13 protein-coding genes are annotated in these 14,339 nt (G+C 67.6%); 7 read left to right on the top strand and 6 right to left on the bottom strand.

The annotated features are described in order from the left end of the window. Positions 1 to 168 precede the first annotated feature (168 nt). Positions 169 to 312 (top strand): hypothetical protein, encoded by a 144-nt coding sequence (locus LGN19_RS02785; RefSeq protein ID WP_226213160.1) that lies wholly within the window; start codon positions 169 to 171, stop codon positions 310 to 312. Between the two features lie 437 nt (positions 313 to 749). Here LGN19_RS02785 and LGN19_RS02780 read toward each other — a convergent pair whose 3' ends face one another. Next, the gene (locus LGN19_RS02780; protein ID WP_021159229.1) at positions 750 to 1,232 is read right to left on the bottom strand and encodes an Lrp/AsnC family transcriptional regulator; all 483 of its coding nucleotides are present in this window, start codon (positions 1,230 to 1,232) and stop codon (positions 750 to 752) included. Between the two features lie 285 nt (positions 1,233 to 1,517). On the opposite strand from LGN19_RS02780, the gene LGN19_RS02775 reads away from it, so the two are divergent. The 3 genes from LGN19_RS02775 to LGN19_RS02765 all read left to right on the top strand — a co-directional run bounded on the left by LGN19_RS02775 (position 1,518) and on the right by LGN19_RS02765 (position 3,966). Next, positions 1,518 to 2,165 carry a LysE family translocator gene (locus LGN19_RS02775; protein ID WP_122946940.1) on the top strand — a complete coding sequence of 216 codons (648 nt, stop codon included), beginning with the start codon at positions 1,518 to 1,520 and terminating at the stop codon, positions 2,163 to 2,165. Between the two features lie 124 nt (positions 2,166 to 2,289). Continuing rightward, the gene (gene kch, locus LGN19_RS02770) at positions 2,290 to 3,465 is read left to right on the top strand and encodes a voltage-gated potassium channel protein (RefSeq protein ID WP_226213159.1); all 1,176 of its coding nucleotides are present in this window, start codon (positions 2,290 to 2,292) and stop codon (positions 3,463 to 3,465) included. Between the two features lie 69 nt (positions 3,466 to 3,534). After that, positions 3,535 to 3,966, top strand: a complete 432-nt coding sequence (locus LGN19_RS02765; protein WP_122946939.1) for a YqaA family protein — start codon at positions 3,535 to 3,537, stop codon at positions 3,964 to 3,966. 51 nt (positions 3,967 to 4,017) lie between these two features. Here LGN19_RS02765 and LGN19_RS02760 read toward each other — a convergent pair whose 3' ends face one another. Genes LGN19_RS02760 through LGN19_RS02745 form a run of 4 tightly spaced genes read right to left on the bottom strand, consistent with a single transcriptional unit; the run spans position 4,018 to position 8,650 of the window. After that, positions 4,018 to 5,481 (bottom strand): MFS transporter, encoded by a 1,464-nt coding sequence (locus LGN19_RS02760; RefSeq protein ID WP_226213158.1) that lies wholly within the window; start codon positions 5,479 to 5,481, stop codon positions 4,018 to 4,020. A gap of 41 nt (positions 5,482 to 5,522) precedes the next feature. Next, on the bottom strand, positions 5,523 to 6,545 hold the full coding sequence (locus LGN19_RS02755; protein WP_122949507.1) for a cyclase family protein: 1,023 nt from the start codon (positions 6,543 to 6,545) through the stop codon (positions 5,523 to 5,525). A gap of 59 nt (positions 6,546 to 6,604) precedes the next feature. After that, on the bottom strand, positions 6,605 to 7,882 hold the full coding sequence (locus tag LGN19_RS02750) for a CaiB/BaiF CoA transferase family protein (protein ID WP_226213157.1): 1,278 nt from the start codon (positions 7,880 to 7,882) through the stop codon (positions 6,605 to 6,607). 18 nt (positions 7,883 to 7,900) lie between these two features. After that, positions 7,901 to 8,650, bottom strand: a complete 750-nt coding sequence (locus LGN19_RS02745; RefSeq protein ID WP_122946936.1) for an IclR family transcriptional regulator — start codon at positions 8,648 to 8,650, stop codon at positions 7,901 to 7,903. Positions 8,651 to 8,877: 227 nt separating this feature from the next. Here LGN19_RS02745 and LGN19_RS02740 point away from each other — a divergent pair, with 227 nt between their 5' ends. The 3 genes from LGN19_RS02740 (at position 8,878) to LGN19_RS02730 (ending at position 12,536) form a co-directional block, all read left to right on the top strand. Then, positions 8,878 to 9,786 (top strand): HpcH/HpaI aldolase/citrate lyase family protein, encoded by a 909-nt coding sequence (locus tag LGN19_RS02740; RefSeq protein ID WP_226213156.1) that lies wholly within the window; start codon positions 8,878 to 8,880, stop codon positions 9,784 to 9,786. 159 nt (positions 9,787 to 9,945) lie between these two features. Then, positions 9,946 to 11,019, top strand: a complete 1,074-nt coding sequence (locus LGN19_RS02735) for a porin (protein ID WP_226213155.1) — start codon at positions 9,946 to 9,948, stop codon at positions 11,017 to 11,019. A 59-nt stretch (positions 11,020 to 11,078) separates the two neighbouring features. Next, positions 11,079 to 12,536, top strand: a complete 1,458-nt coding sequence (locus LGN19_RS02730) for an MmgE/PrpD family protein (RefSeq protein WP_226213154.1) — start codon at positions 11,079 to 11,081, stop codon at positions 12,534 to 12,536. Between the two features lie 70 nt (positions 12,537 to 12,606). Here the strand turns inward: LGN19_RS02730 and LGN19_RS02725 are convergent, their stop codons facing one another. Next, positions 12,607 to 14,277 carry an acyl-CoA synthetase gene (locus tag LGN19_RS02725; protein ID WP_226213153.1) on the bottom strand — a complete coding sequence of 557 codons (1,671 nt, stop codon included), beginning with the start codon at positions 14,275 to 14,277 and terminating at the stop codon, positions 12,607 to 12,609. Between the last annotated feature and the right edge of the window lie 62 nt (positions 14,278 to 14,339).

Raw genomic sequence — 14,339 nt, 5'->3', positions numbered from 1 at the left:
GCCTCGCCACGCCTGCGCGTCGGAGACAAACCAACCCGAGACTCATGTTGCGAAGCAGCAACACAAAGTGTCAGTAATTCTCATATAACGAAATCGCATTTCACAAAGCGGAGCCGTTTCGCTATGATTAGGGTTATCCCTAACTCGCCACCTATACGGGGCTTCGTCATGCAAACGTCCAATATCTCCGACCGTTCCACCGAATCCACTGGCTGGCTCGCACGTGTGGGCGACCTGATTGCAGAAGCTTGGGCACTCCACCTCGAGAACTGCGAAGTCATCGCTGAAGCGCACGCACGCCTGCCGCACTGAACGGAACGACCGTCCGCCAGTTGATCGCACAACACCCTGCCTGATCCGCTTGCCCGGACGCGCGCCACGAGGCCGCAGCGTCGGGCATCGGCATGCAGTGCACCGCACATCGCCTGGCTATCGGTCGGAAACCGGCCGGGGTTCCCCCGGTTGAATGCGCCCGCAGCGTCGGGCGCGCGTAGAAGTCACCTTGAAGCCGATTCCGGCGCCGATCGGCGTCGGCGTGGTTTTGCCTGACGGTTGCCCGGGCGGGCAGCCGTTATCGAGCCGGCGTGCGATTACGCCGGATCGTCCCGGATGGAAGATTCATCCGCTTTGCCGGCCCGGGTGCCGAACCGCGCGATGCGGCTCGCCCCACGCCCGGTTGCCGTCTTTCCCCGCGCCCACGCGCAGCCAACTGCGCCGTCGTTTCAACGCCGGCCGCATGCTGGCTCCCATCACACCTGAATCGACGGCACGTCCTTCATGCAGCGCAGCGCGAACATCGAGCGGCTGTGGCGGATGCTCGAAATCTTGTACAGCTTTTCGCGCAGGAAACGCTCGTAGCCGGCGGTGCCGTCCACCGCGACCTTGATCCAGTAGTCGTACTCCCCCGACACGAGATAAGCCTCGAGCACCTCGGGCAGTGCAGCGAGTTCCTCGCCGAAACGGGCGAGCGCGTCGTCCTCGTGACGATCGAGCGTGACTTCGAGGATCACGATGTCCGCATAGCCCAGCTTGCGCTGGTTGACCAGCGCGACATAACCGTCGATGTAGCCGTCCACCTCGAGCTGCCGCGTGCGGTTCCAGCACGCGGTGGTCGACATGCCGATCTGTTCGGCCAGTTCGGCGTTCGACAGACGCGCATTTTTCTGCAGTGCCCCGAGGATCTTGCGGTCCTGACTGTCGAGCGTTTTCGGCGAGCGTTCACGTGTGGCCATGGCAAGAAGAATCTTCTACTGAAAACCGGGATTCTATCTGAACGACATTCCGGATTTGTGTCGGTTTGTGTGGAAATGCGGAAGCCTTTTAATCCGGCCCCTTGATATATTTTTACCCATGCCAGCTGTCCGGCACGCTCCCCGCGACAACCCCCTCGCACCGGGACGCACGGCCGCAATCACGAGTTGCGGTGCCGGCCAGCAGGCATGCGATTCCCCGCCGCCCGCGCGCCTATCCGGCCGCGCGGCTTCGGCGCCCGTGTTCCTGTTCCTGCCCTACCCGTCATGTCGTTCAGGCTTTACCTCTCGTTTCTCGCTGCTTCCGCCGTTCTCGTCTACGCTCCCGGCCCCGTCAACCTTCTCACCATGAACCAGGCACTGCGCGCCGGCTGGCGCCGCGCACTGCCGTGCGTCTGGGGCGGCACGCTCGCCGTGCTGCTGCAACTTGCGCTGACCGCGCTGTGTCTGAATTCCCTCGTGCACCTCGACGAGCACGCGCTGACCGTGCTGCGCTGGGTCGGCGCGGCCTACCTCGTCTGGCTCGGCTGCAAGCAATGGCTCAGCCGTGCGCCGGTCGGCGCACCCGCCACGTCGACCGGGCCGGCCGGCGCGGCAACGCCGGAGACCGACTCGCACCGCGCGCTGTTCTGGCGCGGCGTCGCCACCTCGGGCCTCAATCCGAAGACGCTGCTGTTCTTTCCGTCGTTCTTTCCGCAGTTCATCAGCCCGAGCGCCGACTGGAGCCTGAACCAGCAGTTCCTGCTGCTCGCGGCGACGTTCGCGGTGCTGTTCGCGGGCGGGGTCGCGTCGATGGCGCTGTTCTCGCACCGGCTGAGCCGCGCGCTGCAACGGCCGGCGCGGATGCGCGCGATGAACCGCGTGACGGGCGGGCTGCTCGTCGGGATGGGCGCGATCATGGTCGGCTGGAACTGAACCGCCGGCCGGGCGGCCGGCTTCATCGCAGCCGCCGCCATGCCCGTCGAAAAAGCACGCGATCGCCGAATGCTTTAGGGTAGCGGCTGGTTCGTTGGACATGCCCGGCCAGCCGGGCGACTGGATGATGCCCCTCACTACCCGCCTGCGGCGCCTGTTAGCGCCGATCGGCCTGCACTGGTATCTCGCCCTCCTCCTCGCACTCGATGCGCTCATGGTGCTGCGCCCTGTGGTCGAGCATGCCAGGCTCGGCGTGCATCACGCGTGGCTCGTCGATGCGCTGAACCTCGTCGACAACGCCGGGCTCGTCGTCTTGCCGCAAGTGGTCGTCGCGGCCGGCCTCGCGACGATGGCCATCGGCATCGTGCTGCGCGCCCGCGTCGCCTGGGTGCTGTCGATCCTGCTGCTGGTCGCGGCCGCCGCGATCAGCGTGCTCGGCGGCTATCGCAGCCACGCGGTGTTCGTCTATACGGCCGTGCTGGCCGTCGCGCTGCTGTATTACTGGCGGCACTTCGACCGCGCGAGCGTCGCCGCGAGCAGCCTGTTCGCGTTGCTGAGCATCGTGTCGCTGCTGATCTACGCGACCTTCGGCGTGCTGTATCTCGGCGACGAATTCACGCCGCCGGTCCACGATCTCGCCACGGCCGTCTATTTCTCGATCGTGTCGATGTCGACGGTGGGCTACGGCGACATCGTTCCGCACGCGCCGACCGCGCGCCTGTTCACCGCGTCGGTGATCGTGCTCGGCATCACGGTGTTCGCGACGTCGATCAGCGCGGTCGTCGGCCCGGTCATCGGCGGCAATCTGAAACGGATCGTCAAGGGAGGCATTTCGAACGTGATCCGCAAGCATCATTACCTGATCGTCGGCGCGACACCCGTTGCGCATGCGGTGCACGACGGGCTGCGCAAGCGCGGCTACGCCGTGACCGTCGTCGTGCCGGCCGGCGTCGAGCACAACTATCCGGCCACGACCGACCTGATCGTCGGCGATGCGACCGACCACGCGGTGCTGGAAAGCGCCGCCGCGGCGACCGCGCGCACCGTGCTCGCGCTGCGCTCCGACGACGCCGAGAACGCGTTCATCATCCTCGCGATCCGCGAGATTGCACCGTCGGTGCGCACGGTCGCGCTCGTGAACCAGCAGCGCAATCTCGAACGGCTGCGCCTGCTGAAACCCGACATGGTGTTCTCGCCCCAGCAACTCGCGGGCGAACTGCTGGCCAGCACGCTCAACGACGAACCCGTCGACAAGTCGGTGATCTCGCACCTGCTGTTCGGCACCGCCGACGCCGCATGAACGCATGAACGCTTGATCGTGTAACCCGGTGCCACACGGCGGCCGGCGCGTGCCCGGTACAATCGCGCGATGTCCGAATTGCTCACTTACGGCGGCCTGTTCGCCGTGTCGATGGTCGCCGCGACCCTGTTCCCGCTCCAGTCCGAAGCCGTGCTCGCCGGCTTGCTGCTCGCCGGGCGCGAACCCGCGTGGGCGCTGGTGCTCGTCGCGAGCCTCGGCAACGTCGCCGGCTCCGTGATCAACTGGGCGCTCGGGCGCGGCATCGAGCACTTCCGCGAGCGCCGCTGGTTTCCCGTCAAGCCGGCCGCGCTCGCGCGCGCCGAGGGCTGGTATGCGCGCTACGGCCGCTGGTCGTTGCTGCTGAGCTGGGCGCCCGTGATCGGCGATCCGCTGACGATGATCGCCGGCGTGTTGCGCGAGCCGCTGCCGTCGTTCCTCGCGATCGTCACCGTCGCGAAGGTCGCCCGGTATCTCGTGATCGCATGGCTCATTCCGGGTTGACGCGTCGCCGCTGATCCCGGCACGCGCCGCTCGGAAGCGGTCGCGCCCGGACTACCGCTGTCTCGCGCGCACGGCCGGGCCCCGATACCGGCCCGCCGACTCCGATTCCGCCGCACCCTGCCGTGCAGCCGCCGGCGCCGCGATCTCGTCGAGCGAACGGCGATTGGTGCGCGGACCAAACAGCCCGATCGACAGCATCACGACCAGCATGCTTGCGCCGATCAGCACGAACACCGCCGGCACGCCGAGATGCGCGAGGATCAGCGCGATCAGGTAGCTGCTCACCACGCCGGTCAGCCGGCCGAACGAGTGGACGAACCCCAGCGCGCGGCTGCGGATGGCGGTCGGGAAGACCTCGGCCTGATAGGCGGTCGCATTGCTCGCGAGCGTCGTGTTGCAAAATGTGATCAGGATGCCGAACAGGATCACGGCCGCGGCCGACGACGACATCGCGAATGCCGTCCCGAACAGCGCGACACCGAACGCAGTCGCCACGATCAGCCACTTGCGCTCGATGCGATCGGAGAACAGCCCTGCCGCGAGCGGCGAGAGCGGATACGCGAACGCGATCAGGAACGCATAGAGCAGGCTTTGCGTCACGGGCGTGCCACGAGCGGCCAGCAAGCTCGGCAGCCACTGGCTGAAGCCGAAGAAACCGATGCTCAGGCACGCGTTGAACGCAATCAGCATCAGCGTCCGGCCGCGCAAACCGTCATCCCACATCGACACCGCGCGTACGGTGTCCGCTTCGCTCGCCGCGACGGGCGGCACGTCGGGCAGCGGCCCGCCATGCTCGCTCGCGACGCGCGCCTCGATCTTTCCGAGCACCGCTTCGGCTTCGTCCACGCGGCCGCGCATCGCGAGCCAGCGCGGCGATTCCGGAATCCGCGATTGCAGCCACCAGACGACCACCGCACCGCTGCCGCCCGCGAGAATCACCCACCGCCAGCCGGAGATGCCGAGCGGCGCACGCGGGATCAGCAACCAGGACGCGAGCGCGAGCACCGGCATCGCGAGATAGCCGATCGCGAAACACACGGCGAACGCGCGACCGCGCATGCCCTTCGGCACGAGTTCCGTGAGGTACGCGCCGATGGTGATCAGTTCGGCGCCCACGCCGATGCCCGCGACCAGCCGGCACAGATGGATGCCGACCGCCGTCTGCTGTATGCACATCGCCAGGCTGGCGAACGTATAGAGCAGCAGCGAGCCGGTGAAGACGGCGCGCCGCCCGAAACGGTCGGCAAGCCGCGCCACGGCGATTTCGCCGATGAACAGGCCGATGAACGTCGCCGCGCCGAGCGTCGCCTGGTCGGACAGGCCGAACATGCCCTTCGCGCCGACGTGAAAAATCCCGTCGCTGACGAGGCCGGCCGGCAGGTACGTCATCTGGAACAGGTCATAGACCTCGAAAAAACCGCCGACGCTCAGCATCAGCACGAGGCGCCAGATGCAGGCCGTCGGCGGCAAACGGTCGATACGCGCCGTCACGGCAAGCGCGGTTGAGTTGGACATGCTGCTGTCTCCGGAAAGGAATGCGGGGTGTCGCGCCGCGTTCAGACGGTCGCGACCGGATTGACCGGTGAGCCGACGAGGCCGCGCAGATGCAGTGGCGGCGCCGTCAGCAGGAAGCGGTTGCGCCGGTGTTCGCGCAGCCAGCGCGCGAGCGGCGTGAGGTGCCACAGCTCGCCGAGATGGATGCCGAGCTTGAAGAGGCACAGCGCGTGCAGCGGCATCAGCGGCCCGCGTTCGGTACGCGGCAGGGGCGATCGCGGACGCTCTTCGACCGCGTGGTTGTCCGCGACCAGGGCGGCGAGCCCGGACACGTCGATCCATTCGAGCAGGCGCGGATCGTCGCCGTCGAGCACGCAGCAGGCGGCGTGCACGTCCAGCGCGTGGCCCGGCACCTCGGCTTCGAGCAGCAGGTCGGCGAAACCGGTATGCAGGCAGACGATGTCGCCGCGCTCGACGACGACGTCGTCGGCGCGCATCACCGCCATGAGATCGTCATACCCGACCTTGCGACGCGCATCGCCGAAATGATGCCGCAGGTCGATCATCACGCCGCGCCCCTGCACGCCGCTCGCGGCCATGTGCTCGATGCCGAGCGCGCGAGCGCCGCCCACCTGCGCGCCGGCCTCGGGTACCCGCACGTGCTCGCCCATCCGGAAGCCGTTGTAGAACACGGCTTCCGCTTCGCCATCGCCATCCGCGTCGAACAGGCCGCCGACGTGCGACAGCGCGTCCCATTGGGTCGAGAACTGCGAATGCAGGCAGAACGCGTCGTCGCATACGACGTCCGTGGCATGCGCCACCTGCTCGTCCGCGCGATAGCCGAAGTAGGGTTTGTCGTGCAGCAGCGCGGGCATGATCGCGGGCGGCCTCCGCCGCGCGTTGAGCCCGCCGCCATGCGGCACGTCGAGCGGCAGGCTGAGCGAAAACACGCGGCCTTCCCGCACCTCGCGCACGCCCTCCAGGGTCTTCTGCGGCGTGAGCCAGTTGAGACGCCCTTTCTGGTCGTCGTCGCCAAAATCGCCCCAGTTCGAGCCGGGCGGCCGGTGGTTCCAGCGCGGGTTCATGTCGAAGGTCTCCTCGATTGTGTTTGTCGCGGGCCGCGGAAGCGCGTGCCCGTCCGTCGTCATCCGTGGCAGATCACCCCGCGTTCGGCGAGGCGTGCGAACTCGCGCTCGCCCAGCAACGGCACGAGGATCTCGCGATTGTTTTCGCCGAGCCGCGGCGCCGGCCGCCGGAACGTGCCCGGCGTATGCGAGAAGCGCGGCGCGATGTTGTGCATCGGCAGCGTGCCGACATCTTCGTCCGGCAGGTTGACCAGCGCTTCACGCCCTATCACGTAGTGGTCCTGAACAACCTGGCTAATATCATGGATCGGGCCGGCCGTGACGCCCGCCTCCTCGAAGAACGCAAGGTTGTCGGCCAGATCGCGCGCCGCGATGAACCCGCCGACGATCTCGTCGAGTTGCTGCGCATGCTGCACGCGCAGCACGTTGGTGCGATAGCGCGGATCGTCCACGAGATCGGGCCGCCCGATCGCGCAAAACAGGCGCTCCGCCATGGTCTGCGTGGAGCTCGACAGGCACAGCCACCGGTCGTCGCGCGTGCGATAGGCGTTGCGCGGCGCGGTGTTGGTGGAGCGGCTGCCCGTGCGCGGCTTGACCTTGCCGGTCATCGCATAGTTCGCCGCGGACGGCCCGAGGATCGACAGCAGCGGCTCGAACAACGACACGTCGATCACCTGGCCCGGCGCGTCGTTCGCGTCGCGCGCCCACAACCCGACCATCACGGCGATCGCGCCCGACAGGCCGGCCGTCATGTCGCCGAGAAACATCGGCGGCAGCACCGGCTCGCGGTCGGCGAAGCCGTTGATCGCCGCGAAGCCCGAGTAACCTTCCGCGAGTGTGCCGAAGCCGGGCTTGTGGCGGTACGGCCCCGTCTGCCCCCACCCGGAAATGCGGGCGATCACGAGCTTCGGGCGGACCGCCAGCAGCACGTCCGGGCCGAGGCCCATCTGCTCGAGCACGCCGGGCTTGAAGCTCTCGATGAACACGTCGGCATCGCGCACCAGCGCCAGCACGATGTCGATGCCTTCCGGCGTGCGCAGATCGACGCACACGCTGCGCTTGTTGCGCCCGTACACCTTCCAGTTCGTACTGATGCCGCCCGCGCCGACCGCACGCAGCGTATCGCCCTGCTCGGGCTCGACCTTGATGACGTCCGCGCCGAAATCCGCGAGCTGCACGCTCAGCATGTTGCCCGCCATCAGCCGCGACAGGTCGACCACGCGCACGCCCGACAGCGGGCCGGCGGCGTCAGCGTCGAACTGGCGGGCTTGGAGCGGGCCGATGCGGCCCGCGTGACTGGCGCTTTCAATTCCGGCTTGCGCCAAGGGTTCCGACATGACGATTCTCCTGGTGAATTAATCCTGCAGTTCGCCCTGCGGGCCGATTGCCGCGGGCACACTGCCCGACACCGGCAGATCGCCGCCCAGCGTATGGGTCAGTTCGCTCGCCGCGGCCTGCACGCGCGGCAGGTAATCGGCGAGCACCTTCTTGTTGAAGCGATAGCGCGGCACGCCCAGCGAAATCGCGCCGGCGAGCGAACGGCCCACCCCGAATACCGGACAGGCGATCGCCGCACTCTCCGGGTCGCGTTCCGCGATCGACACCGCGTAGCCCTGCTCGGCGATCTTGTCGTAATCGCCGCCGCGCGTGCCCGAGAACGCGAGCAGGATCCGGCCGGCCGCCCCGGCCTCGAGCGGGAAACGGTCGCCTTCGCGCACGTTGGTGTGGACGGCACGCTGTGCATACGCGCGAAACAGGCAGACCCGCTCGTCGCCGTCACGCACGTAGAACGCCGAGGTTTCGGCGGTTTCCTCCGACAGCCGCGTCAGCAACGGCACCGCGTGCTCGCGCAGCTGGAACGACTCGCGATACATCATGCCGAGATGGAAGGTGGCCGGCCCGAGCACATAGCGGCCGTCCGGCATGCGCTTGACGAACTGGAACATCTCGAGCGATTCGAACAGGCGCAGCAACGTGCTCATGTTGAGCCCCGTCGCCTCGCTGACCTGCGCGAGCATCAATCCGTTCGGCGCGTCGCCAAACGCCAGCAGCGCCGACAACGCGCGATTGACGGCCGAAACGCCGCCATCAGCCTGAGCATTCATACCTACCTCGCAAAGAGAAACCGGGGCGGACGGCACCGGGGCACATCCACACAAAAACAAAAGTGACTTTCATTTTTATTGATGTGACTCACCGTGTCAACAGGCAACGGATCGATCACCATCCACGAATCCTCATATTCCCGTTGTTTTTTCGGGTAAACCTCGATATTGACGAACCTTCACGATCCGCACAAAAATGAAAGTCACTTTCATTTTTACGGATTGCCATGAAAAATCTCACCTGCAACGCACCCGGATGGCGCTCGCTGCTGTACGTGCCGGCCCACGTCCCGCGCTTCGTCGACAAGGCCGCGACGTGCGGCGCCGACGCGTTGCTGCTCGATCTCGAAGACAGCGTGCCGGCGGACCGGAAGGCGCTTGCGCGCGACGCGCTGGCGGCGGCCGTGCCGCGCCTGAAGGCGGCAGGCAGCGACGTGCTGGTCCGGGTCAACGGCTCGCTGCAATGGCTCCCGCACGACTTGCGCGCGGCGGTTGCCGCCGGGGCCGGCGGCGTCGCGATCCCGAAAGTCCTCGGCGCATCGCACCTCGAGGCGATCGACGCGCTGCTCGGCGAACTGGAAGACGAACATGGCGTCGCGCGCGGTGCGATCCGCGTGATCGCGATGATCGAGACGCCGGGTGCGTTCGAGGCGAGAGCGCGGATCGCCCGCGCCTCGCAGCGCATCGCGGCGCTGATGCTCGGCGGCGGCGATTTCGCGCTGCACTGCGAGAGCGACGCGAGCGCGGACGTGTTGAACGTGCCCAAGCAGCTGCTGGTCATCGCCGCGCGCGCGGCCGGCGTGATGCCGCTCGGCCTCGCCGGCACACCCGACTCGCTCGACGATCTCGACGCATTCGCCCGCATGGCGCAACGCTCGAAGGCAATGGGATTCGCCGGCGCCACCTGCATCCACCCCGCGCAGGTGCCGATCCTGAACCGCGCATTCGCGCCGACGGACGACGAGATTCAGGCCGCGCAGACGCTGATCGACGCGTACGAAGCCGCGTGCACGGATGGGCGCGGCGCGCTGCGCGTCGGCGGAAAGATGATCGACGCGCCGGCAGTCGAGCGCGCACGACGTGTGCTCGCGCGGCACCAGGCGCCGTCGGGCCGCGCGCAGGCCGCGCCCCGCTAGCGCCCGTTCACGCGCGCGACGTGCCGGCGAACGTGCGTCGCCGGCCGGCACGCGGCCGCGCCCGTCACCGCTGCGGCCGGCGCGCCGCGCGTCTCGCACGCCGGCCGTCCCGTCGATTCGCATGACTGACACAACAACATCAAAAACCAGGAGACAACAATGAAGAAGAAGCTGTTCGCCTTGTGCGGCCTCGGGGTGGCCTCCGCCACCGCGAGCGCACAGGGCAGTCTGACGCTGTATGGCGTCGCCGACATCTACCTCGAGACCCTCACGCACCAGAACGCCGCCACGTCGGGCGGCTCCGGGTCGCTCGTGCGGATGGGCTCGGGCGGAAAAAGCGGCTCCCGCTGGGGCATCAAGGGCTCGGAAGCGCTCGGTGACGGCTGGCAGGCCGTGTTCCGGCTGGAAAGCGGGATCAACCTCAACAACGGCACCAATTCCGGCGGATTCGATCGTTCCGCGTGGGTCGGGCTGCAAAACGACCGGTGGGGCACGCTGCGCCTCGGCCGCCAGTACACGACGCTGTTCGACGTGATGGAACACTATTCGCCGACCATCGCGTACTCGACGATCTACGAGCCCGCCGGCGCGATCGTCGGCCTGAACTTCCGCGAGAACAACATGGCGAAGTACCGCGTGACCTACGGGCCGGTCGCGATCCAGGCGCATTACTCGTTCGGCGGCACGCCGGGATCGTTTCGCAGCGGCGCGGCCTCGGGGATCGGCTTCGAATACACGGGGGCCGCGCTGTCGGTGGCCGCCGCCTACGACAACGTCAACGGCACGCAGCCCGGGAACATCACCCATTTCCGGCGTTATGCGGCCTCCGCGATCTACACGGTAGGCGCGGCCCAACTGATCGCGGGCTTCACCCATGCGAACGGCAACGTGACGACGCCCGGCGTGGTCACGCGCTTCAACTTCTACTGGCTCGGCACGCGTTACCAGGTCTCGCCCACGCTGCAGGTGATCGGCGCGTTCTATTACGAGGACATCGGCAAGCAGAATCCCGCGGCCGGCCAGCCGGCCCCGGACCCCGAGAACCCGAAGCAGATCACGGTGCAATTCAACTACGCGCTGTCGAAAGCCACCACGCTCTATCTGACCAGCGGCTACGCATGGCGCGCCGCGCTCGATTTCGACAACTACAACTACCGCTTCCTCAACTATTCGCTCGCCAGCAACCGCAGCAGTTCGCTCGGCATCGCCATCGGCATGCGCAAGCTGTTCTAGCGCGCCGCCCGACTGCCGTGCGCACGTTTTCCGATCACTCCTTCCCGATGCTCCAGAACATGAACCGACGCCACTTCCTTTCCACCCTGACCAGCGCCGCCGTCGCGGGCGCCCTGCCGTTGCGCACGTCTGCGCAGACGCCCGCGTCGCCCGACAACCTCGCCCATCGGCTGGCCGACTACGCCGCCTCGCTCCGTTACGAGGATCTGGACGCGGCCACCATCGAGACCGTCAAGGCGCATTTCATCGACGCGCTCGGCTGCGCGATCGCCGCCCACGACGAAGCGCCGGTCCGCATCGCGCGACAGGTTGCGCTCGCAACGGGCGGCGGCTCGTCGACGCTGCTCGGCACGGCGCAACGCACGACGCCCGATCTCGCCGCCTTCGCCAATGGCGCCGCGCTCCGCTACTTCGACCTCAACGACGCGTACGCGGGCAAGGAAACCGGCCACCCGAGCGACAACGTCGCACCGTGCCTGGCCGTGGCCGAAGCGCAGCGCGGCAGCGGCCGCGACCTGATCCTCGCGATCGCGCTGGCCTACGAGATCAATTGCCGCCTGATGGACGCGGCCGCGATCAGCCCGCGCGGCTGGGACCACACGTGCTACAGCCTGCCTGCCGTCGCGCTCGCGACCGGCCGGCTGATGGCCTTGACCCGGCCGCAGCTCGTGCAGGCCGTGAATCTTGCAATCAACGGGCACATGGCCCTCAACCAGACGCGCATCCAGGAACTGTCGAACTGGAAGGCGCTGGCCGATGCGGACGCCGCGCGCAACGCGATCTTCGCCACGCGCCTGGCACGCGAGGGATTGACCGGCCCGTCGCCGATCTTCGAGGGCAACGCCGGCTTCTTCCGGCAGATCTCGGGGGCATTCGACGTCGACCTGGCGCAGTTCGGCGGGCGCGGCGGGCGTTTCCGCATCAACGACTGCATCGTGAAGTTCTACCCGGCGCAGGGGCTCACGCAGACGTCGATTCCGGCGGCGATCGACGTTGCCGCGCAAGTCGGTGATCTCGGGCGGATCCGCAGCATCGAGATCGCGACGACGCAGGTCGGCTACGTCACCGCGGGCAAGGACCGGCAGAAATGGGCGCCCGAAACCAGCGAGACGGCCGATCACAGCCTGCCGTACATCGTCGCGCGCGCGATGCTCGACGGCGACATCACGACCGCCAGCTATACCCCGGCGGCGCTGCGCGACCCGAAACTGCACGCGCTGATCGAACGGATCACGGTCGTGGAAGATCCCGCGCTGACGGCGCGCTTTCCGCAGTACGTGCCGAATCGCGTGACGGCCGTGACCGACGACGGGCGCAGGTTCACGCGGGAAGTCGACGACCTGCCGGGCTTCCCGCACCATCCGATGACGCGCGCGGATTTCGAAACCAAGTTCGCCAAGTGCGTGCGGCCCTACTGGAAGGCCGCGCAAACGCGCCGCGCGATCGACTGGCTGTGGCATCTCGACGAACAGCCGGACGTGACGGCGCTGCCCGCGCTGATGACGATCCGTACCTGAACGATGGCGGCCCGGCGGCACGGCCGCCGGATCGACGACGTGCAACCGCCGGCCCGGCGAGCGTGGCGGATTACTGCGTCTTCTTACCCGGCACGTCGCCGCCCGCCAGATCGATCGCCTTGTCCGATCCCACCGCATTGCGCAGCTGGAATTTCTGGATCTTGCCGGTCGAGGTCTTCGGCAGTTCGCCGAACCGCACGGCCTTCGGCACCTTGAAGCCCGCGAGCAGCTGCTTGCAATGCGCGACGATCTCCGCCTCGGTCGCGCTCGCGCCTTCGCGCAGCTCGACGAACGCGCACGGCACTTCGCCCCATTTCGGGTCGGGCAACGCGACGACGGCCGCGACCGCCACCGCCGGATGCCGGTACAGCGCATCCTCGACCTCGATGCTCGAGATGTTCTCGCCGCCCGAGATGATGATGTCCTTCTTGCGATCCTTGATCCGGATATAGCCGTCCGGCATCAGCACCGCGAGATCGCCGGTATGGAACCAGCCGCCGTGGAATGCCTCGTCGGTCGCCTTCGGGTTCTTCAGGTAGCCCTTCATGCAGATGTTGCCGCGGAACATGATCTCGCCGAGCGTCTCGCCGTCGGCCGGCACCGGCGCCATCGTGTCCGGATCGAGCACCGTCGCGCCCGCTTCCAGGTGGTAGCGCACGCCCTGGCGCGCATTGAGCCGCGCGCGCTCCTCGTCGGGCAGGTCTTCCCAGTGCGACTGCTGCGCGCACACGGTCGCCGGGCCGTAGACCTCGGTCAGCCCGTACACGTGCAGCAGGTCGAAGCCGATCTCCTTCATCTTCGCGATCACGGCCGGCGCGGGCGCCGCGCCCGCGACCATCGCGTGCACCGTGTGGTCGATGCCTTCGCGGAATTCGGCCGGCGCGTTCGCGATCGCGCTCTGCACGATCGGCGCACCGCAGTAGTGCGTGATGCGTTCGCGGCGGATCAGGTCGAACACCGTCTTCGCGTCGAACCTGCGCAGGCAGACATTCACGCCCGCGCGCGCCGCGACGGCCCACGGGAAGCACCAGCCGTTGCAATGGAACATCGGCAGCGTCCACAGGTAGACGGCATGCTTCGGCATGTCCCATTCGAGGATATTGCTGATCGCCGCGAGATACGCGCCGCGATGGTGATAGACGACGCCCTTCGGGTCGCCGGTCGTGCCGGACGTGTAGTTCAGCGCGATCGCTTCCCATTCGTCGGCGGGCGGCGTCCACGCATAGTCGGCGTCGCCGCTTGCCACGAGCGCCTCATAGTCGGTCGCGCTCGCGAAGCGCGCGGGATCGGCCGGCATCGCGTCGGCCACGCTGACGATCTTCAGGCCCGGCACCTCGAGCGCCGCGCGATGCGCGAACTCCGCGTATTCGGTATCGACGATCAGCACCTTCGCCTCGCCGTGACGCAGCATGAACAGCACCGACGACACGTCGAGCCGCGTGTTGATCGTGTTCAGCACGGCGCCGGCCATCGGCACGCCAAAGTGCGCCTCGACCATCGCCGGGATGTTCGGCAGCATCGCCGCGACCGTGTCGCCACGCTCGACGCCGAGCCGCGCGAGCGCGCTCGCCAGTTGCTTCGCGCGCGTGTAGGTCTCGCCCCAGGTGCGCCGCACGTCGCCGTGCACGATCGCGAGGCGCTCGCCGTAGACTTCGGCCGTCCTGACCAGGAAGTCGATCGGGGTGAGCGGCACGTAATTGGCGTCGCGGCGGCCGAGTCCGGCCTCGAACATCTGCGTCATGATCCTGTCTCCCGTGTCCTGTCGACCGGGGTGCAGCCACCCCGGATCGTTTTGATGTGGTT

The organism is Burkholderia sp. AU30198 (assembly GCF_020419825.1).
In the GTDB taxonomy this organism is placed as follows: domain Bacteria; phylum Pseudomonadota; class Gammaproteobacteria; order Burkholderiales; family Burkholderiaceae; genus Burkholderia.
The sequence above is the reverse complement of the archived record's forward strand: the minus strand, read 5'-3'. Positions and strand labels throughout refer to the sequence as shown.

Excerpts from the sequence above, each read along its gene's own strand:
- LGN19_RS02785 (WP_226213160.1), top strand. The coding sequence starts at position 169 with ATGCAAACGTCCAATATCTCCGACCGTTCCACCGAATCCACTGGCTGG.
- LGN19_RS02725 (WP_226213153.1), bottom strand. The coding sequence starts at position 14,277 with ATGACGCAGATGTTCGAGGCCGGACTCGGCCGCCGCGACGCCAATTAC.
- LGN19_RS02750 (WP_226213157.1), bottom strand. The coding sequence starts at position 7,882 with ATGTCGGAACCCTTGGCGCAAGCCGGAATTGAAAGCGCCAGTCACGCG.
- LGN19_RS02740 (WP_226213156.1), top strand. The coding sequence starts at position 8,878 with ATGAAAAATCTCACCTGCAACGCACCCGGATGGCGCTCGCTGCTGTAC.
- LGN19_RS02765 (WP_122946939.1), top strand. The coding sequence starts at position 3,535 with ATGTCCGAATTGCTCACTTACGGCGGCCTGTTCGCCGTGTCGATGGTC.
- LGN19_RS02735 (WP_226213155.1), top strand. The coding sequence starts at position 9,946 with ATGAAGAAGAAGCTGTTCGCCTTGTGCGGCCTCGGGGTGGCCTCCGCC.
- LGN19_RS02755 (WP_122949507.1), bottom strand. The coding sequence starts at position 6,545 with ATGAACCCGCGCTGGAACCACCGGCCGCCCGGCTCGAACTGGGGCGAT.
- LGN19_RS02780 (WP_021159229.1), bottom strand. The coding sequence starts at position 1,232 with ATGGCCACACGTGAACGCTCGCCGAAAACGCTCGACAGTCAGGACCGC.
- LGN19_RS02745 (WP_122946936.1), bottom strand. The coding sequence starts at position 8,650 with ATGAATGCTCAGGCTGATGGCGGCGTTTCGGCCGTCAATCGCGCGTTG.
- kch (WP_226213159.1), top strand. The coding sequence starts at position 2,290 with ATGATGCCCCTCACTACCCGCCTGCGGCGCCTGTTAGCGCCGATCGGC.
- LGN19_RS02760 (WP_226213158.1), bottom strand. The coding sequence starts at position 5,481 with ATGTCCAACTCAACCGCGCTTGCCGTGACGGCGCGTATCGACCGTTTG.
- LGN19_RS02775 (WP_122946940.1), top strand. The coding sequence starts at position 1,518 with ATGTCGTTCAGGCTTTACCTCTCGTTTCTCGCTGCTTCCGCCGTTCTC.
- LGN19_RS02730 (WP_226213154.1), top strand. The coding sequence starts at position 11,079 with ATGAACCGACGCCACTTCCTTTCCACCCTGACCAGCGCCGCCGTCGCG.